The 20,333-nt window shown below is 58.7% G+C and carries 15 protein-coding genes; 4 read left to right on the forward strand and 11 right to left on the reverse strand.

Features of this window, described 5'->3' with window-relative positions; translation table 11 throughout:
- Nucleotides 1-62 precede the first annotated feature (62 nt).
- A complete protein-coding gene (locus QEN71_RS12065; protein ID WP_201658360.1) occupies nucleotides 63-1,001 on the reverse strand; it encodes an AraC-like ligand-binding domain-containing protein in 939 nt (312 codons plus the stop codon).
- A gap of 446 nt (nucleotides 1,002-1,447) precedes the next feature.
- On the opposite strand from QEN71_RS12065, the gene QEN71_RS12070 reads away from it, so the two are divergent.
- Nucleotides 1,448-2,446, forward strand: coding sequence for a sugar ABC transporter substrate-binding protein (locus tag QEN71_RS12070; protein ID WP_201658363.1), 999 nt, complete (start codon nucleotides 1,448-1,450; stop codon nucleotides 2,444-2,446).
- Between the two features lie 996 nt (nucleotides 2,447-3,442).
- Here QEN71_RS12070 and QEN71_RS12075 read toward each other — a convergent pair.
- From QEN71_RS12075 to QEN71_RS12085, 3 genes are all read right to left on the reverse strand, one after another.
- Nucleotides 3,443-4,672, reverse strand: coding sequence for a cytochrome P450 (locus tag QEN71_RS12075; protein WP_201658366.1), 1,230 nt, complete (start codon nucleotides 4,670-4,672; stop codon nucleotides 3,443-3,445).
- A gap of 26 nt (nucleotides 4,673-4,698) precedes the next feature.
- A complete protein-coding gene (locus QEN71_RS12080; RefSeq protein WP_201658369.1) occupies nucleotides 4,699-5,646 on the reverse strand; it encodes a PDR/VanB family oxidoreductase in 948 nt (315 codons plus the stop codon).
- Between the two features lie 268 nt (nucleotides 5,647-5,914).
- The gene (locus tag QEN71_RS12085; protein ID WP_201658372.1) at nucleotides 5,915-6,232 is read right to left on the reverse strand and encodes an EthD family reductase; all 318 of its coding nucleotides are present in this window, start codon (nucleotides 6,230-6,232) and stop codon (nucleotides 5,915-5,917) included.
- Nucleotides 6,233-7,029: 797 nt separating this feature from the next.
- Here QEN71_RS12085 and QEN71_RS12090 point away from each other — a divergent pair.
- Nucleotides 7,030-8,547 carry a purine-cytosine permease family protein gene (locus tag QEN71_RS12090; RefSeq protein ID WP_201658376.1) on the forward strand — a complete coding sequence of 506 codons (1,518 nt, stop codon included), beginning with the start codon at nucleotides 7,030-7,032 and terminating at the stop codon, nucleotides 8,545-8,547.
- Nucleotides 8,548-9,122: 575 nt separating this feature from the next.
- A complete protein-coding gene (locus QEN71_RS12095; protein ID WP_201658448.1) occupies nucleotides 9,123-10,106 on the forward strand; it encodes a D-2-hydroxyacid dehydrogenase family protein in 984 nt (327 codons plus the stop codon).
- Between the two features lie 380 nt (nucleotides 10,107-10,486).
- Here the strand turns inward: QEN71_RS12095 and QEN71_RS12100 are convergent, their stop codons facing one another.
- The 6 genes from QEN71_RS12100 to QEN71_RS12125 form a co-directional block, all read right to left on the reverse strand.
- Nucleotides 10,487-12,418 carry an aconitase family protein gene (locus QEN71_RS12100; RefSeq protein WP_201658451.1) on the reverse strand — a complete coding sequence of 644 codons (1,932 nt, stop codon included), beginning with the start codon at nucleotides 12,416-12,418 and terminating at the stop codon, nucleotides 10,487-10,489.
- Nucleotides 12,419-12,866: 448 nt separating this feature from the next.
- Nucleotides 12,867-14,306, reverse strand: a complete 1,440-nt coding sequence (locus QEN71_RS12105; RefSeq protein ID WP_201658379.1) for an MFS transporter — start codon at nucleotides 14,304-14,306, stop codon at nucleotides 12,867-12,869.
- Between the two features lie 94 nt (nucleotides 14,307-14,400).
- Nucleotides 14,401-15,480, reverse strand: a complete 1,080-nt coding sequence (hppD, locus tag QEN71_RS12110) for a 4-hydroxyphenylpyruvate dioxygenase (protein ID WP_201658382.1) — start codon at nucleotides 15,478-15,480, stop codon at nucleotides 14,401-14,403.
- Between the two features lie 27 nt (nucleotides 15,481-15,507).
- On the reverse strand, nucleotides 15,508-16,032 hold the full coding sequence (locus tag QEN71_RS12115; protein WP_201658386.1) for a gamma carbonic anhydrase family protein: 525 nt from the start codon (nucleotides 16,030-16,032) through the stop codon (nucleotides 15,508-15,510).
- The gene (locus QEN71_RS12120; RefSeq protein WP_201658389.1) at nucleotides 16,029-17,180 is read right to left on the reverse strand and encodes a CaiB/BaiF CoA transferase family protein; all 1,152 of its coding nucleotides are present in this window, start codon (nucleotides 17,178-17,180) and stop codon (nucleotides 16,029-16,031) included. Before QEN71_RS12120 ends, QEN71_RS12115 begins: the two co-directional genes overlap by 4 nt.
- 11 nt (nucleotides 17,181-17,191) lie before the next feature.
- Nucleotides 17,192-18,142, reverse strand: coding sequence for a hydroxymethylglutaryl-CoA lyase (locus QEN71_RS12125; RefSeq protein WP_201658392.1), 951 nt, complete (start codon nucleotides 18,140-18,142; stop codon nucleotides 17,192-17,194).
- A 130-nt stretch (nucleotides 18,143-18,272) separates the two neighbouring features.
- Between QEN71_RS12125 and QEN71_RS12130 the strand changes: the two genes are divergently transcribed.
- Nucleotides 18,273-19,169, forward strand: a complete 897-nt coding sequence (locus tag QEN71_RS12130; RefSeq protein ID WP_201658395.1) for a LysR family transcriptional regulator — start codon at nucleotides 18,273-18,275, stop codon at nucleotides 19,167-19,169.
- Between the two features lie 229 nt (nucleotides 19,170-19,398).
- Here QEN71_RS12130 and QEN71_RS12135 read toward each other — a convergent pair whose 3' ends face one another.
- Entirely contained in the window at nucleotides 19,399-20,313 is a 915-nt protein-coding gene (locus QEN71_RS12135; RefSeq protein ID WP_201658397.1) for a LysR substrate-binding domain-containing protein, read from the reverse strand.
- Between the last annotated feature and the right edge of the window lie 20 nt (nucleotides 20,314-20,333).

Consider the following 20,333-nt stretch of genomic DNA (forward strand, 5'->3'; position numbering starts at 1 on the left):
ACGGAATGACGGACATTCGTCGCCACGATCCACGAAGAAACGCGACGCCGCAGGAACGGCGATCAATGCGTTTTGCACAATAGGCTGTGCGGCACAATGCCGAACGCCTTCTTGAACGCACGTGTGAAATGTGAAAAATCGCTGAAACCAAAATTGATGGCCGCTTCGGATACCTGCCTGACATGACCTTCCGCTAGCGCACGGTAACTCGCCGCCAAACGCCGCTGCCAAAGCCAGCGGATAGCCGTCGTACCTTCCATCGCAAATAGCCGATGTACGGTACGTGGCGCCATATGGCATTCCGAGGCGATAGTAGCGATATCGAGATCAGTATCGCCGAGTCGCTCAAGCATGTAGCACTTGATGCGGTCGAGTTGTGCACCCTGTCGGGAGTTGTTTTCCCGGCACCCCAGCAGTTCGTTCTCGATCGCTGCAGACAAGATGTCAACGACCGAGCCACACAAGCGAGCAGCTAGCTGCTCGTCGGCGAAGTCGCCGACTCTGACCGACTCACGAAGCAAGGAATTGACGAGCGCTCCCAGCTTGGACTCGCCCGGAAACCGCCGCGCCATCAGCTTGTCGACGTCGGCGACGCGGGCCAGCAGAACCGGTCTGGGAACCTTCAGGTTCAGCGCGCGATATCGCTCCCCGAGATGCAGTGAAAACGGCTGGGCGGCGTCGTAAAGCCCGATATCTCCCGCCCCCAGCACCGCCTGCTGGCCGGCCTGTTCAATCGAAAGACTGCCATCCAGGATGAGGCAGAACTGCAAATCCTCGCTCGGAGACTGGCGAATGATCTCCACGGTCCGCTTATAGGACGCAGCCGACGATGAAATATCAGTCAATTGCGTGAAGCCGAACGGATACAACGTGACTTGACCGTCGAGCTCACACTCAAGCGGATCACAAGTCACCGACACATACGTGCGACATACAACGTCCCGCCAGAACTCGAGGCGCTCCTGTGGCGCGATTTCAGAGGTAGAGAAACTTGTAGTCATAGCGATACCAAAAGGAAAAGCGCACAGCACACGCAAAAACTGAGCCTATATGGCTCACGACACGCACAAACTCGTACGGCAGCATTCCAACGAAGTGGGCAACTCTTCCGCACGTTCGGCGGGCCTTTCTGCACAAACGTGGGCACTACGCCTCGAAACCCGGGGCTACCGTCGGGAACAACGCCGCCCCGTAACAGCAACTTTGGGTTATTCCGCGTCGCCCGGCAAGGCACGTTTTCTCTCTCGCCGCACACAGCCAATCAATCAACTCTGAAAAAACTGGCGATCCTGGTCCAACACATGGCATTCCTAATCGAGTGCCTTGAACTTCGCATACGTACATTTCTCTTCATCCGAGGCGTCATCGCAATCCGAGCCCGAGATCGGTGAACCAGTATGCCGTAATGCCTGGCACCCCACTCCTTCTAACTCACAAGCCCACTGTCATGTCCATCCAGAAACTTTGCGCTCCGTTCGCACGCCGGATCACCGCGATCGCCGTCGCGGCCGTCTCGATGACGGGTCTCTCCCACGCCGCGGCCGCAAATCCGAAAGTCATCCTGCTCGCTGCAGACGATGTCTGCGGATACTGCGCGGCCTACAACACAACAGCGATGGAATATGCCAAGCAGAAAGGCATCGACCTGAAGCTGGTCACCAACAAGTTCGACCCGGCCACACAAGCCGCCCAAGTGGATCAGGCAATCGCGCAGAAGCCCGCCGCAATCCTTCTCTGGGCCATCGACGGGACGGCACTCCTGCCGTCCATGCACAAGATCAAATCGGCGGGCATCCCTTTGCTGCTGACCGAAGTCTTGCCCGACCAAAAGTATGACACCTTGTGGCTCCAGTACACCGGCGGAAATAACGAGGAGGAAGGCCGCGCTGCCGCCCGCCTGATGGTCGAGGGATTCAAGGCGAAAGGCCTCGGTAGTTCCGGCTCCATCATCGAACTCACGGGATATGTCGGGCAAGCGCAGGTGATCGCGCGCGACAAGGGCTTCCGCGAAGAACTGGCCAAGCTTGCCCCCGGCATCAAGATCGTCGGCTCGCAGCCGGGCAACTGGGATCAAGGGACGGCGGCCACGGCAGCTGCGGGCCTCTTCACCAAATTCGGGAAGGACATCAAGGGGGTCTTCGCGCAGGAAGACGCGATGGCCGCCGGCGCAGTCGTCGCCGCCGAGCGAGCCGGCCTCGATCCGTCCAGGTTATCAATCGTCGGCTTGGGATGTGAGCCGATCGGCGTGGGGCTGCTCAAGTCGGGCAAGCTCTACGGCACCATCCTTCAGTCGCCGATGGACGTGGCCCGTTACTCCGTCGATAGTGCGGCCGAAATGCTTGGCGGCAAGAAACTCGACAAGATCCGATACGTGCCGTCGCCATCCGTCACGGCAAAGGACAACGTGGACGGCACTTGCAAACCGTGGCCGACGGCCTCTCGATAGCAGTCGCAACGGGTACTTGTGCAACCCCTCCGTCGTCGTAACGTGGAGAGGAACCTGACGGCGCTTCCACGCCTCGCCGACGCGCGCGAGATGGCCAGCGTGCTATTTCGCGTGCGTCTCGCCATGGCGGCGGATGACGTCCGCGACCTCGGACGCCAGCGCCGGCTGCACGGCCTATTCCGACGGCGTCAGCTTCCGTGCCAGCTGATCCAAGGGGCTTCGCCATCGCGACGACGAGGCCGGTCGAGACGCGGGTGTAACGCGCCGTCGCCGAACGGTTCTCGCGGCCCAACCAAACCTGGATGATGCGGATGTCGGCTCCGCTCTCCAAAGTTGCAGCACATGCACGCTGACGCGCTTGTCGATCCCAGCCACCGCGCCGGCGGTTAAACCGGCAAGCCGCGTCCTGCACGGTCGCCTAATTGGGCTTGATGGGGTGTTCGGCCGGGAATAGATGGTGCGACGGGCGCGCCAGCCGCCAACAGCTGCGCAGACTGCCGAACAGCGCAGACGACAGCATGACATTGCACTGCTAGCCGCGCTTGTCGTTCTCGATCCGCATCGAACCTGATCGGCCCGAACGTCGTCGAGCGTAAGCTTATCCGGCGGTCGCTCAAAATAATCGCTGAACCTCGCGATCGCATGGATGCAGGATCGCTGCGTCGCCGCCGGGAGACTACGGATCGTTTAGTAAGCGAGCCAAAGAATATCGGCATCCGAATACTTGTCAGCAAAATCCGGGTGCACCTCTTCAAGGTGCACCCGAGCCAGAGACACAAGTGCTTCGGGGGTGTCCGCCTGGAGGAACTCTCCGCAGGGACAGCGAAGGCGCGTTTTCTTTTGCTTGTACGCGGCAGAAACTGAATCGTCAATCAACTGATCCCCCTGATTGAAGCGGAACTCGACCGAACAGCACGCTGAGTTCGACACTGGCGCCTACCCTGCGCAAACCCTGCTGATCGCCTAGGTTCCAAAGAGATTTCAACCGCGTCACAGCTACCCCCCAATCAAGATCGGGACCGAGCTCATTCCCGCCACGTGGCTGCGACTCCACACAGACGGCGCACCCGGATCAAGCTTGAAATCAGGCAATTCTTCGAGGAGAGTCTTCACGACCGCCTGCAGTTCGACGCGAATGAGGTTTGCACCCAGGCAACGGTGCGGACCGAAACTAAGCGTGAGATGCCTGTTGGGCGTCCGTGTCGGGTCGAAGACTTCGGGATGGACAAACTCCCTAGGGTCTCGGTTGATGAGGGGCAAATACGGGAACACCCTATCGCCGGCCTTGATCTTAACGCCTCCGATTTCAGTATCGACAGTAGCCGTTCGCGCGGCGCCAGATGCTGTACTGAAGTAACGCATGCATTCGTCAATGAATGGATCGTACAGGTCAGGATCGTCGAGAAGTCTCTTGCGAAGATCGGGACGTTGAGCCAACAGCCAACCGCTGTCCGCGATAATGAAAGACGTATTCTCGATGGATCCCAGCATGAATACAGAGAACCAGTCGAGGAGGTCCTCATAGGTCAGGGGTGTCCCATCGACCTCGCCAGAATTGATCAACTGCGACATGATGCTGTCGTTGGGGTTCTGACGAAGTTCCGCATGCAGCCGTTCGAATCTGGCATTCATCTCTTCGAGATCAGCCGAAAGATCTTTTCTGAGCGCACTGCTGTGCGACATGGCATAGACCCACGGCCCGAACTTCTCTGCTTCATTTAACGGCAGACCAGTCAGGCGAGCAACCATCTTATGAGCGAAGCCCGTGGCAAGATCTTTGACGAGGTCCGCACGCTCATCGCGCGCAAACCGAGAAATCAGGGTCCGCGCGTCGGATACCAGCTCGTCGTACATTTTCGCGACAGCCGGAGCAGTGAAAGCCTCATGCACCAGCTTCCGGTACTTCATGTGCTTCGCACCGTCGTAACCAGTCAGCATTTGAGGGCGCCCCGATGGCATGACCCATGTCGGGATAATTGGCGCTTCACCGTTCTCGAAAGTTCGAGTGTCACGGAAGACTGCTCTACCCTCTTCCCATCCGGCAACCAGCCAATAGCCACCGTAACTCTCACACCAGCTTACCCATCGATCTTCCGCGGCGATTGCGTCGCGGAAAGCATCCAGATACTCGAAAGGCGTGCCATCGGGTCCGTGTGGAATGTTGTATTGATCAAATTGACGGTAGAACTCATCGGCGGTCGAGGGCCACGTCATTTCGCCGTTCATGTTTCTGTACTCCTCCGTATTTGGTATTAAAGCTTGATCCGAACACGAGATGTTCCGGCTGCCGCTCGAGAAACGCAAAGCATCATGCACGAATTTTGTGCCTTCTCCTTGGCGCTCAAGACGACGTCGCGATGGTCGATCTCGCCGGACAATACTGGTGTCTCACAGGTCCCGCAGGTACCCTCCCGGCACGACGACGGCACAAACACTCCCGCGTCGTCCACGACATCCAAGGCCGTTCTATCTGCAGGAACCATCAAGGTGATCCCGGTGTCGACGAGTTCAAGCTCGAAAGCCTGCTCGCCCTCGTGGGGGTGCGCCTCTCCATGAAAGTGTTCGACGTGCACCTCTCGCTTCGCTGCCTCGGTAGCGGTCTTCACACCATCGATGAACGACGATGGTCCGCAGCAGTACACCTCAGCTCGCGGATGTGCAGAGATCACACTCGCACAATCGATGCGCGTTCCTCCCAGGGTCTCGTGTATCGAGACCCTCTCTCCGTAACGGCTCTGAAGGGCCGACGCGTAGGCCATGGTCTCCGCCGACTTCCCGGTGTAGACGAGATTCCAAGGGCGCTCGCGTCGCTCAGCTTCCTCGATCATCGACAAAAAGGGAGTTATCCCTATGCCGCCGGCGAGAAAGAGATACTCCAGAGCTTCTTCGAGGGGAAAAAGGCTTCGAGGTTTGGTGGCTTCGACAACATCCCCCACGGCAAGCTTGTCGTGAATATAGGCAGAGCCGCCCCTGCCATCGGCCTCTCGTAGCACGGCCACGCACCAATCACCTCGAGTTGGGGACGGTACAACCGAATATTGGCGAGAGATTCCATTCCGCAGTGTTACCTCGACGTGCGCACCCGGTTCCGCCGGCGGCAGCTCCCCGGCCTCCGAAACCAGGCGGACGCCGACAACGTGCGGTGTGAGCGTTGTCTTCTCGGCAACGCGCAACCTGATTTTCTCAACGACTTGACTCACTTCGCGTTTCCTTCCTGCTGTTAGTCCTACCAGATCAGTCAAACCACACTCGCACTGTCCGCCGTGGTCGATAAAAACCCTTAGCCACGCCGTCTCAATGTGCCTGTCAGGCGCGATCATCCATGGGCGTCAACCGCGTCCCGGGCAACCAGCCCTCCCTGCCCCGATGTCTCGATAGTGTTTCCGATACGCACTGGCTAGGAGTTGGGAGACATCTTTGCGTGATGCACCCCACAGCCGGGCATGACCGGGATCTCGCAAGGCTTAGTCATCGCGCAAGCTCCCGCATCGCGAGCACCGTCCGTAATGTCACCGGCAGCGTGATCATGGTGTCGAGGTCGATAAACTGGAGGGTGTCTTCCTGCACCGGCTCGTTTTCTGGCGATTGCCATGCAGCGTCGGCCGCTTCAGCGTTTTCGAAGACATAGATCGACAATGCATCAAATCCGGAGGCGTCCTTGAAGTGCACGTCTCCCCGGCCAGCGCTGCGAATCGGATATTGACGGTACTCGATGAGGCCCGGCAGAGTCCGGGCGATCGGACCATGGATCTTTTCGTAGTGGTGGTGAAAGTCGGCCAGGGACATGCCGGGGCGTCGCTTGAATAGAAAGGCAATGGTGTGCATAGCGTGGACTGAAGTTGGGCGTTCAGGTGGCACGAAAACCTGAACGAATGATAGGTGCGGGGCTTGGGACGCGACCGACCACGCGTGCCAGCGGTTGGCCTGCGCGCGACATCACTGCCTTGGGTGAAACCCTTATGGCGTTGACCCACAAGCGACTCCGCCAAGCGTCCGTGAGCGCCTGGCCGGGCCACATTGATGCGCTCGCCGAGCCTCGGAGCATGTCACCGCGTTCATAGGACTCTGTCGGTAGAGACAAAAGAGCCTCGAGAAGGCCAGGCACGCGAGTTCAGCGTGGCAACAGTTCGTTGATGCGGCTGGCCGGAGGGTTGAAGTCATGCTGTTGACTCGGCACGCGAGGGGCGTAACGTTGACGGCAGTTGAAGCGAAGTAACGTCTTCAACATCCGTTTTGCGTATTGCGAGCTGACGATCCAGCCCTCCGGACGAACGACCTGCATCTATATGTCGACGCAACTTATGCACGCCGGTGTTCTTGCATCTTGCTCTGCCGATCCCCGAACGTGTACTGAATCTGCGCCTCAGCCATCTCAGGGCAGACGACACCTCCAGAATACTTTCGTATGCAAGTTGGCACGCCTGGCGTATTCGAGTGGCACGTCCAGCGCAGTGGATGCACATTGACAATCGTACTCTGCGGAAAGCTCACGTCCAACCTTGCCGTGACCACGCTTAAGTTCAAAGAACTGCTCATCAGATGTTCTTGAGCGGGCATTTAGGCATCCGGTCGATAAACGGCTCATGGACGAAGCAACCGAAAACATCCAGATGAAAGGAGTACCCGTGAGTCAATCCAGTGTCATCGAATCTCGTTCGTTCGACTTCATACCCGAACAGGAGCGACACGGCAACGTCATGAATCAGGTGCAGCTATGGTTCATGATGAACGCTACACTCATCACGCTATTTACCGGCGCCGTCGGCCCACTGTACAAGCTGGACCTTCCGTGGACGTTAGCCGCCATAGTCATAGGGACTGTATTCGGCACACTTTTCCAGGCCTTTCACGGCGCCCAAGGCCCCCGAATGGGGTTACCCCAAATGATCCAGTCACGTGTGCAGTTCGGCTCACGCGGCGCCATCATTCCCTTGCTCGCCGCGATGCTATGCAATTTCGGGTTCGCTGTGTTTTTCATCCAGACAGGCGCACAATCCTTTGTCGACGTTACGCGGATCAGTCACCCGTCACTCGTTCAAATCGCATTCGGAATCACAGCGATGGCGATCGCGACGATCGGCTATCGGCTCGTTCTGCGCTTTGAGAAGTTTGCCTCCTACGCGACACTGATCAACTTGGTCTTGCTGACGATCGCGGCCTCCGTGGTTCTGCCGATCCGCTCAATGTTGTCGCAACATCACTTCGCATTGGTGCCATTCCTCGCCCAGTTCGGGGCGGCGGCTACCTATCAGATCGCCATCGCCCCAATCGTGTCCGACTACACCAGGTATCTGCCAACGAGAACGCGCGGTTCTGCAGTATCCGCGGCGGTTTTCTGCGGAACGTCGGTTTCCGCAATCTGGCTGGAAAGCCTGGGCGCCGCACTCTCGGTCGCATTCCCGAATACTGATGTCATCGCTTCGATCCGACATTTGGGCGACAGCTTTGGCTTCGGCTTGGGCGTTGCCACGATGATTGTGGCAGCAGTCTCCTGCCTCATCACCTGTGCGATCACACTGTATAGCGGCACCGTCGCGCTGCTGAGTGCTGCCGAGGCATTTCGCCCATTGAAATCGACGGTCAGCCTTCGTGCTTTCACGATCGTCTGCGGTGGCGCGTTGGCTATCGCCGCCGTGCTCTTGATGCCGCCCAACATTCTTGATTCATTCTCGGCATTTCTGAGTATTCTCGGCTACTTCCTCATACCTTGGACTGCCGTCAACCTTACGGACTACTATTTCGTGAGGCGTGGCATCTATTCGATTTCGGACATCATGCAGTCAAATGGTGGAATGTATGGGCGGTGGAACGAAGCCGGCATCATTAGCTACGCTTTCGGCTTTCTGGCAATGATCCCGTTCTTCAGTACCTCTCTATACACGGGTCCATTTGCCATCCTCCTGGACAAGGCGGACATCGCTTTTTCTGTCGGGCTATTCATCTCGGCAACGATCTATGTCGCGTTGATGCGAAATTTCGATCGTGAAGTCGAGTTCGCCCGTGTCTCAAGTTCGGCGCTCAATACGATCAATGATCCCGCCATTCATGGCATAAACGCATCGAGCGAAAAACTCACAGATGCCGTGACGCCTTACGTTTAGGAGCCGAGCTTCGTTACTAGAACTGCCGAGGAAGGAACATCTCAAGCGTAGGCGGAATCCGAATACCTCCGACGGCCGGATTGCGGCCCATCGTGCCGACCGTCGGTTCAGTTTCCTCCATTTCTCCAGGAGATTTTTGCCCGCTATAGCGGGCTTTTTTTCGGCTCTATTCACGACTCTGTATGTGTCAACGACGTTGTTCATCCAGTTCTGCTGCCGAATGAGCACTTGACTGATTGTCAGACACGAATATAATCACACACGATGAAAATGCTGTGTCGGAACTACGGCACGTCGATGCACCCTTTTTCGTGACTCGATGCTTCGGCGGTGATGATCAATACCTCACGATATTCCGGACCGATTGAATCCCGTTCGCGGGTCTGCGGGAGTTAAGTCTCGGCGTGCACGACGTCCCCTGCACTTTCCTTGATGGGTATGTAGACAAAAGTCTCGCTTGACCGAAACCTTGCCGAGACATGGATACATGTACATCCCGCACAAATTTAAGGCAAAACTCATTGAACCCGCGAAGTGAGTTAATCATGGATCAAAAAACCAACCTTCCTCGGCCGCTGCGAATAGCTATTCCGGACGACTATCAGGATGCAGTGCGGGATCTTGATGCTCTTAGCATACTGTCGGGCCACCAAGTGGACATTTACACGGACCTCGTCAAGAACATCGATCATCTCGCGGCGCGCCTCAAGCACGCCGATGTACTGGTGCCGATCCGCGAGCGCTCGATCATTGACGAGGCGCTGCTTAGCCGCCTGCCGAACCTGCGGCTCATTAGTCAAACCGGCAAAGGTGTTACGCACATTGATATAGAAGCTTGCACGCGGCGAGGAATTGCGGTCGCGGCGAGTGGCGGTAGTTCGTACGCTCCAGCAGAACTGACCTGGGCGCTTGTGCTGGCTTCGGCTCGTCGCCTCCCGCAAGAGGTCGCGAATGCGCGAGCGGGCAAATGGCAGCGAGAAACGATCGGTACTAGCTTGCGTGGGCGCACCCTTGGCATCCTCGGCTACGGATCAATTGGGAAGATCGTGGCTGGGTACGGAAAGGCGTTCGGGATGCGCGTCCTCATCTGGGGACGCGAAGGCTCGTTGTCTCGTGCAGCCGACGATGGATTCGAAGCCGCCGAAAGCAAGGAGGATTTCTTTCGGCGAAGCGACGTTCTTACTGTGCATTTGCGCCTCAATGCGGAGACGCGTTGGGGGATTAGCGCGGCTGATCTCGCCTCAATGAAGCCGACTGCAACACTGGTTAATACAAGCCGAGCTGATCTGATCGAGACAGGTGCTCTTGCCGCTGCACTGCAAGCGGGTCGACCGGGATTTGCTGCAGTTGACGCCTACGAAGAAGAGCCGGCGATTGAGCACCCGTTGTTCTCAATGCGTAATGTGGTCTGCTCGCCTCATCTAGGGTATGTCGAGAAGGATACTTACGAAATTTTCTTCGGCGGTGCCTTCGACAATGTAATCGCCTTCGAAAAGGGTGCGCCGACCAATCTCATCAATCCGGACGTCTTGACGACGACAGGTGGTCGCCAAGCCTAAAGCTCCGACCGCGTCAGACGTTTGCTGCAGTGGGCCGAGTTACACATAAAATCTTTCCGAGATCGAAGTGCAACTTTGCATATATTGCGTTGCATCGCCATACTTCCTTACGGTCGTGATCAATAACCGCTTCACAATCTTGCACCTTGTATCGTGCCCCCGGATACGCGGCACCGTGGCCGTTCATCGTCGCTGACAACGGATTGCATTACTTGTAGCGTGTCAGATATATACCATCGTGCAGCGTCGGTGAATCACCTGTCTTTACGTGGCCTAAAGCCGCACTCTTCTGCCAGATCTGAGAATTGCCGACGCCGACCAACCTGCACCAAACTTTCAATTTCATCCGTTGGGTGCGCGGTATTTTCTGAAGTTACAGATCAACCTCCGGCGGACAATCGCAACTGTTCGAAGCTCGTAATATGGCCGGCGACTGCACTCGCCGCAACGGTCGACGGGCTCGCCAGCCAGACCTGTCCCGGCCCCGAGCGCCCCGGAAAGTTGCGATTGATCGCACTGACCGTCACCTGGTCTGCGCGCTCAGAAACACCCGGCCCTGCGTTAACGCATGCGCCGCATCCCGGCTCGATGAGTTCAACACCCGCGCGCTCGAATATGTCGAGCATGCCCTCGCGCACGCAATAGTCCCGAACGTCCTGACTGCCGAACTGCAGAATGAAACGCGTCGATTCCGCTACTTTCAGTCCATGCTCCAGCGCCCATCTGATCACGTCGTAGCAGCGCCTGAGGTCCTCGCGCTTTCCGCCCGTACACGAGCCGCCATAAGCGATATCCACTTTGACGATTTTGCCCAGTTCCGAAACCATCAGGCCTCGTCCCGGATCCCCCGGGCTGGCAAGCATCGGTTCCAGCCGTGAGCAGTCCACTTCGATTGTGTGCGCGACCTGCGCATCGGGATCGCTGTACATCCAGGGTTCGATCTTGAATTCGATGCCCCTGCGCTCTCGCAGGAAGCGTTGCGTCTCCCTGTCGGGTACGACGATGCCGGTAAATCCACCGATTTCAGCGACCATGTTTGTCAGTGTCGCGCGCTCATCTGTCGTCAGCCGCGCTACTGCATCGCCCGCGTATTCGAACACCTGACCGATCGCCCGCCCCTCTCTCACGTAAGGCAGCCGCAGCAGATGCAGCACGATATCTTTCGCTTCGACGCCCGGCGGCAGTTCGCCCGTCAGGTTGACGCGGCAGGTCTCCGGTACCTTCACACGCACATCACCCGTGAGCCACGCATTCGCCATCTCGGTGGCGCCGATCCCGAACGCTAGCGCACCCAGCGCGCCGCAGTGAGGCGTATGAGAATCGGTGCCGACCGCGAGCTGACCAGGTTCGACATAGCGCTCTGCCATGATGGAATGGCTGATGCCTTCAGAGCCTTCTCGATCTGCCAGAAATCCATGATGACGCAGGCCGTACTCCTCGCAAAAGGCTGCCTGAACCTCCCCGAGCCGCTGTGCCAGATCGAGCAAACCCAGCGCGCGTCGCTCTGGCGGCATGCTTCGGTGAATGAAAGTCAGGTGATCGGAAAAACAGATGATCGAATGCGGATCATGGAGCTTGATGTCGTCGCCGCATTCGCGTTGCAGGAAACTGATGGACATCGGAGAGACATACTCGTGCGCATAACGCCAGTCCGTCTTCGCGAATACACTTTGCCCGGTCGCCACATGGCGGGAACCGCTCGCCCTGGCAATGACTTTTTCTGCGTAGGTCATCGGGCGAACGGGAACTGTCGGCATGGGTAGCCGCCAGCCAGCACGTCGCGCTTCCGTTAGCCTGAACAGCCCACCTCGCCGGATCAGTTCGGCAGTCAGCTCGTCTTCGCCCCGCGTAAATTCATCAAGCGATATCTCCTCGCCCCGACGGATGCGCTCAATCAGGCCGAAGTCCGTCGACGTGAGCATGCCGAGGTTGCGACAATTCTGCCGATAGATGCGCTCAAAGCTTTCCGCGATGACAAGACGGACTCCCGCGCACCATTCCGCAAATGGGCTCGCCTCTCGCGAAGAGCCCTTGCCATAGCGCCGACCCGCCACCGTAACCAGGAAATTGCCAGCCTTCACTGCCCCCTGCTTCACGGGCCGCCGTCCGGAGCATTCGAGACCAAGGTAAGGATATTCACCCAGTTGCTCGTTGTAGTGATAGCAGATGTAGGCGGGTGTAATCTCGTCCGTCGAGACATCGCTACGCAACGGTCCCGCCTCCTCCAGGCTCACGTCCTCGCCCTGTAGTTGGCGCTCAATCACAGAGGCGTCCTGCGACAGGAACAGCACCCGTCCCTCGAAGCGAATCATTCGTGCCGGATGAGAGGGTTCGTTATGCGGTTGATTCACGGTCTATCTCCTGGTGTTCGCCCTTGTGCGGATTGACAGGACGTACGCCTTATCTGATTCCCGCCCAACGGATTTTTCCTCGCCCGATTGGCTGCTACAGCTAGCTTGCCCCGAGGAGGTGTCGCACGAGCAATGAGTTGACTGAACTTGGGCTTGACGCAACCGGGCTCCCGCTCACGCAAAGATACAACCGCCGCCTGATCGCTCTCATCGCTCTCATCGCTCTCATCGCTCTCATCGCTCTCATCGCTCTCATCGCTCAAAAAAGTGCCCGGCGGTGCCGGGCTAACAGCTCACGAATTTGCAGGACGTGAGCCGACGTGGACATGTGGCGCGCACGGCTGCACGCCTGTCTGAACGCCGCGAGTCGAGTTCCTGAATATTTACGGCCCTATCGAACGCCAGTCGATCAATGGTTCAACTCCTCAAGACGCAAACCATTGGTCTTCGGCCCGAACATGCCGATCGAGATCACTACCGCAAGCATGCAAGCCGTAATGCCCGCGAATACTCCGGATACGCCGAAGTCCCTGAGCAGGAAAGCGATCAGAAAACCTGACATCATCGCGCCGATGCGACTGGCCGAATATACGATGCCATTAGCGCGGCACCGCACAGCTGTAGGAAACAGTTCGGCCTGGTAGGCGTGAAAGCACACGGAGATGGTCTGACCGGCAAAGCTGATCAGTACGCCGAGGACAATAAGCGGAACCACACCTTTAACCTGCCCGAAGATCAGTCCACACACGATCACAACCAATGCGCCCGCGACGATCAGGTACTTGCGCTGGATCCGGTCGGCAAAAGTCATTGCCAGCAGCGGTCCAAGGGGCATCGCAAAGGCGATGATGAATGAGTAAAGCAAGCTCTTCGTCACGGTGATCCCCTGGCCGATCAGCAGCGTGGGCACCCAGTTCGCGAAGCCGTAATAGCCGATCGCCTGGCAAAAGTTGAAGACGATCAACATGATCAGACGCGAGCGGTACGGGGGCTGCCACAGCTCCGCAAGCGATGCGCGGCGATGCACCGGCAGTTCGACGGCGGGCGATGGTGGTGGCAGCGGTCCGCCCGACTGGCGCTCCACGATGGCCTCGATCCTGCGCACAATGCTGTCGCCCTTCTCAATCCTGTCCTGCATGGCCAGCCACCGCGGGCTCTCGGGCACCGCGCGCCGAATGAACCACACCAGCACCGCGCCTACTGATCCCGCAAGGACGACAACCCGCCATCCGTCGATCCCAAATGCCGTCGTCGGAACCAGCCAGTACGAGAGAATGGCAGCCACAGGGGCGGCCGCAAACATCACGCATTGGTTGAATGCCATCGCACGTCCGCGCATGTGCTGAGGGACGAGCTCGGTCACGTAGCTGTCGATCGTGATGATCTCGACGCCGACGCCGATCCCTGTGATGAACCGCCAAAGGATGACGCCTTCAGGCGTCGTCTGAAATGCCATGATTGCCGAGCCGATCGAATACCACAGCAGCGAGACCGTGAACACGGCGCGGCGACCGTAGCGATCCGGCATCCAGCCCAATCCGAAGGTACCGACGAAAAGACCCGCAAACGTGGCAGCGATAAACCCAGCAATACCCGTGAAGCCGAAAAATGCGTGAGTGGTCGTCTGAAGAAGTCCGCTCTTCGCCATACCGGGCGCGATGTATCCCGTAAAGATCAGGTCGTAAACCTCGAAAAAACCACCGAGCGAGATCAGAAAAACCAGCATCCAGAGATGCCGGGTGATCGGCAGTCGGTCGATGCGAGCGGCAATCGCTGCACGGGGCGTTGCGTCGACGTCAATGACGGGGGGTATGAGCGGATGCGAATCCGCCGTAGCAGAGGGCTGCATGTGTGTCTCCTGAATACAGCGGTAGCGACGGTATTTTTATGTTTTCCGTCTGCCGTAGTGACAGGCCGCGATGTCGACCGCGGCCAAGAAACGTCTAGCTCGTCTGTCCGACGACGCCCCGGCGGATCTGATCGCGCTCGATCGACTCGAACAGCGCCTTGAAGTTGCCTTCGCCGAAGCCATCATCGCCCTTGCGCTGAATGAACTCGAAGAAGACGGGTCCAAGCAGGGTGTCGGAGAAAATCTGCAGCAACAGACGCGGCTTCTCGCCCGCCGTGCTGCCATCGAGCAGGATGCCGCGCGTCTGCAGTTCGTGCACAGGCTCGCCGTGCCCCGGCAGACGCTCTTCGAGCATCTCGTAGTATGTTTCGCTCGGCGCTGACATCAGCGGGACACCGGCCATCGCGAGCCTGTCGATGGTCGCGGGCAGATCGTCGCTGAGCAACGCGACGTGCTGAATACCTTCACCATTGAACTTCATCAGGAACTCTTCGATCTGTCCCGCGCCTTTCGACGATTCCTCATTAAGCGGAATACGGATCTTGCCGTCCGGAGCCGTCATGGCTTTTGACGTCAGCCCCGTATATTCGCCCGAGATGTCAAAGTAGCGGATCTCACGGAAATTGAAGAGCTTTTCGTAGAAGCGCGCCCAGAATGCCATCCGGCCGCGATACACGTTGTGTGTCAGGTGATCGACCGTCTTCAGGCCATAGCCCACGGGATGCCGGTCGACACCTTCGATAAACCTGAAGTCGATGTCATAGATCGACTCGCCGTCCTCGAAGCGGTCGATCAGATAAAGCGGCGCGCCGCCGATTCCCCGGATTGCGGGCAGACGCAATTCCATCGGACCTGTCGGCATGTCGAGCGGTTGCGCGCCAAGCTCGAGCGCGCGTGCGTAGGCTGCATGCGAATCCTTGACGCGAAACGCGAGACCGCATGCGGACGGGCCATGCTCGGCCGCGAAGTATGCCGCCGGGCTGCCTGGATCGCGATTGACAATGAAGTTGATATCCCCCTGGCGATACAGAACAACATCTTTCGAGCGATGGTGCGCGACCAGCGTAAAGCCCATGCTTTCGAACACGGGTTCCAGCGTGTTGGGCGTGGGCGAGGCGAATTCGACAAACTCGAATCCCATCAGGCCCATCGGGTTTTCAAACAGATCAGCCATCTACTTCTCCGCAATTGAATGACAGGCTCAGCCCACCTGATCGAGCTGGCGCCGGTAGACATCGGCCCGGCGTACGTAGTCGGCGGCGTTCTCCAGCAGGCTCGCGACCTGTTCGTCGGTCAGTTCGCGTACGACTTTCGCCGGAGCGCCAACAATGAGCGAGCGGTCGGGAAAAACCTTGCCCTCGGTCACCACGGCGCCCGCGCCCACCAGACAGTTCTTGCCGATGACAGCGCCATTCAGGATGACCGCCTGTACGCCAATCAACGAGCCTTCGCCAACAGTGCAGCCATGGAGCATCGCCTGATGACCAATCGTCACGTTCGCGGCGATATCCATGGGAAAGCCCGGATCGGTATGAAGCACGGCGCCTTCCTGTACATTGCTTCCTTCGCCGATCTTGACTGGCTCGTTGTCCGCCCGGATGACGGCGTTGAACCAGACGCTCGTGCGCGCGGCCAGCTCCGCCCGGCCGATCACGACCGCCTGTGGTGCGACCCACGCGGATTCGGTGAGTTGAGGATTTTCACCGCTGATGCTGTAGATCGTCATGCCGTGGCTCGCTTCGTCAGGCGCGAAAGAATCTCCTGGGTATGTTCGCCGACTCGCGCGAGTGCCTGCCGCACGCCAGGGCGGCGGCCGCCCATCGTCAGCGGCAGGAGCACAACGTCGGTCGTCGTGCCGTCGTCAGCTTCCATGGGTACGAGACCGCCGCTTGCCTTGAGATGCGGGTCATCGAGCAGTTGCTCGGGGCGCACGATCGGCGCATAAGGAATCCCGGCCGCTTCCAGCTTTGCCGCCAGTTCGTCCGCGCGGTGATCCTTGAGTATGGCGCCAAGCACCTCGAGCAACTCGGGCCGCACTGCGACGCGCAACGCGTTATCCGCGAAGCGCGGCTCGGCGGCGATATCCGGGCGGCCGAGGACGTCGCAAAGGGTGATGAACTGCTTGTCGCTTACCGCGCCGATGAACAGCTGCTCATTATTGGCGAGCGTGAACACGTCATAGACACTCCACGCCGAAACACGCGAGGGCATCGGCGGCGGTGCTTCCTTCGTCATCGCGTATTGCTGCATGTGCTGCGCGCTGAGGAACACGCAGTTCTCGAAGAGTGCGCTTTGCACTTCCTGGCCGCGTCCGGTGAAATCGCGTTCGCGCAGCGCAGCGAGCACGCCGATCGCACCGAACATGCCGCCCATGATGTCGTTGACCGATGTTCCCGCCCGCAGCGGTCGTCCCACGGGCCCCGTCATGTACGACAACCCGCCCATCATCTGCACGACTTCATCCAGCGCAAGGCGCTTCTCGTACGGTCCGGGCAGAAAGCCCTTGTGCGACACATAGATCAGACGCGGATAGCGCTTCACCAGCGTGTCGTAGTCGAGGCCGAGCTTTTGCATCAGGCCAGGACGGAAGTTTTCCAGCATCACGTCGCAGTTGCCGATCAGTTGGATAGCGGTCTCGATGCCTTCCGGCGTGTTGATGTCCAGCACGACGCTTTTCTTGTTGCGATTGAACGTGCGGAAAAAGCCGATACCAAGCCCCGGCAGCTTGCGTGTTTTGTCGCCGCCGGGCGGCTCGACCTTGATCACTTCCGCGCCGAGATCGGCGAGAATCATGCCGCACGTCGGTCCCATGACCATGTGGGTAAATTCGACGACGCGCACGCCATCGAGAGGGAGTCTTGCGTGAGTAGTCATCGTTTCTGATCTCAGACAGTTAGCGCGCTGCTTGCCGCGTCGCACGCGAAAGTTTTTGGCAGTCCGGCGCGCCATAGCGCGCCATGCAATGTTTCGCCTTCGAGCCATTGCGCGACCCTGGCACGCAGCCGCAGCAAGGCATAAATGTCGATGCCGGTTTCAATGCCCATATCGGCCAGCATGAATGCGAGGTCTTCACTCGATGCATTGCCGCTCGCACCGGGTGCGTGCGGACATCCGCCAATGCCTGCGAGTGTTGCGTCGAAGCGCGCGACGCCTGTTTCGAGCGCGGCATAGACATTGGCGAGCGCGAGACCGCGCGTGTCGTGGAAGTGGCCACACCAGAAGCGCTCACCGGCAACGCGGCGCGCCTTTTCGAAAAGGGCGCGTACCGCGCGCGGCCCCGCGTAGCCGACGGTATCCGCGATGCTCACGCGGTCGGCGCCCGCATCCAGCAATGCCTGCATGCAGCGCAGCACTTCACTTTCTTCGACGCGCCCCTGGATCGTGCAGCCGAACGCGGTGCCGATACCGCCTTCAATGAGCGTTTTTGCCCCGGCGGCATCACGAGCAGCACGAATGCGCGCCACTTCGGCGATCACTTCGTCCGGTGTCTTGCGGAGATTGGCGAGACTATGTTCGCGGCTGGCCGACAGCGGCATGAGCAGCAGATCGGCGTTGGATTCGAGCGCGCGCTCGGCGCCCTTCAGATTCGGCACGAGCACGGAGACCAAAAGGCCGGGCAGCGTTTTGGCGAAGGCGACCAGTTCAGCCGTATCCGCGAGTTGCGGCAACAGGCGCGCCGGCACGAATGAGCCGACCTCGATCTCACGCTGACCGGCGGCGTAGGCGTCGCGTATCCATTCGATCTTGCGTTCCGTCGGCACAGTGCGCTGGATGCTTTGCAGACCGTCGCGCAAGCCGACTTCGCGTATGACGACGTCGGTGGGGAATAAGGACATGACTGTCTCCGTGAATTCGCCGGTCGTTGAATCGCTGGCGTTGTGCTAACTTTAGAGCTTCCCGAGAAACATTAAAGCGGTATTTTGGAACCTCTATCCTTCCGAGTCGGAACGTCTGCGTGGAGAAACCGTGCGTGACATCGATCTGAAAACGTTGCGGCTTTTCGTGGCCGTGTGCGACCACCGCAATATCGCGCGGGCGGCAGAGGAAGCGCACATCGAGCCGTCGGCGATCAGCAAACGTATCGCCCAACTCGAAACCGATCTGGGCGTGCCGCTGCTGTCGCGTTCACGACGTGGCGTTGAACCCACCGGAGCGGGCAGTGCGTTGCTCGAGCATGCGCGCAGCATTCTGTTCACCATCGAGCGCATCGAGAGCGATGTCGCGGCGTTTGGTGGCGGGCTGAAGGGCCGCGTGAGCATTTGCGCGTCAGCCTCGGCGATCGCGGAGGCCTTGCTCGACGACATTGCAGCGTTCATGCGCGAGCCCGGGAACGCAAACATCCGTGTGGATGTGGAGGAACGCCTTTCGTCGGACCTTGTGCGCCAATTGCGCGAGGGCGCGGCGAGCGTCGGAGTGTGCTGGGACAACGTAAACCTGCAAGGCTTACAGCACGTTCCATATCGGCGAGACCGGCTGGCGCTCGCCGTGCATCCGGACCATCCACTCGCGAACGAACCCGTGCTCAGCTTCGATCAGACTTTCGACTACGAGCATGTCGGCCTGCTGCCGACAACGGCTGTCCATACCATGCTTCAACGGGCGGCGGCGAGCGCTGGCAAGACGCTGTCGTATCGGGTAATTGTGTCGAGCTTCGACGCAGCGTTTCGGGTGGTCGCTGCGGGGCTGGGTATTAGCGTAATCCCGGTCGAAGTGGCCGAAACCTATCGGCCCGTGCTCGGTGTAAAAGTGATAAAGCTGACCGACGACTGGGCGGAACGCCGGTTCGTCGTGTGCTTCAGAAACCTGGAGTCGTTACAGCCGGCAGCGCAACGACTCGTCGATTATCTGGCGAGTCGCGCGTAGACAGACAACCGAACGCAGTCTGTACGCGACCATTGGATTTGAGTTTGTATGCCCGATATCAACCGCAAAGGTGACGCTTGACTGACCTCCGTCGAGCACGATCCGATGACTGATGTTGGCCCGACCCGTGCCTTTGCGGCGGTGTCCCGACGCGACCGTGACCGCTTGCCAGTTGGGACGCACGCCAGAGCGACGGGTGGATGGATTCCACCGACGCAGGCTCTCGGATTTACACGGTCGAACTTTGCTTCCATAACCCCGAGTGCTGATGAATCAGGCTCTCGATTGTTCGCTGGACAGCTCTCGAAGCTGCATTCTGTGGCATGGCATTGGGGATGCAAAGGCTGACTGTACGTGATAGCTCTGGTTCGACAATCATTCGAAAAGGCATCGCAGCGATAGGGAGCTTGCTCAAAGCGCTTGAGAGAATGGTACCCACTGCACCTTGCGCGGCCACGGAAAGCATTGTCGGAAGGGAGTCGATGTCGCCGACCGTGTTTAGCTCGACGCCTTCCCGTGCGAACACTCGTTCAACGAGCAGCCGGAGGCCACTGGATTTCGTGGGAAGGACAAGCGGTACGCGATCGAGATCTCGCAGGCGAACCGTAGCAGACTTTCGTTTCCCGATTTTTGCGAGACCATACAAAGAAAGATTTTCGTTGATTAGCGGGATGACCGTGATTCCCGTTGTTTCAACGTCTCGAAAAAGCACCGCCATATCGAGGCGGCCATTTGCAAGAAGCTCCACCAAGTACCCGCTCATGCTCTCGAACAATTCCAGCTGGATACCAGGATACTTCTCCCTCAACTCGGCAAAAAGTTGCGGGGCGATTACTGCAGCAATGCTAGTCGGCAGGCCAACCGCCACGCGGCCAACCTCGTTGCTGCATCCGAGAGAGACTTCGTCTCGCATCTGGTCGAACTGTCTCAGTATCGTCTTCGCATGTCGATAGAGCGTGGTACCGGAATCAGTAGGTCGAACGCCAGATGGACTTCTCAGAAGAAGTTCGACGCCCATGTCTTCTTCCATCGTCGCTATCAAGTGGCTCAACGATGGCTGAGATATGGCGAGCTTCAGCGCTGCCTTGGACAGGCTGCCAGCCTCGACCACTGCGGAGAAGTATCGTAGTTGCTTAACGTCCATGATTGAGAGGCAACGACCCA

Source organism: Paraburkholderia sabiae (assembly GCF_030412785.1).
In the GTDB taxonomy this organism is placed as follows: Bacteria; Pseudomonadota; Gammaproteobacteria; order Burkholderiales; family Burkholderiaceae; genus Paraburkholderia; species Paraburkholderia sabiae.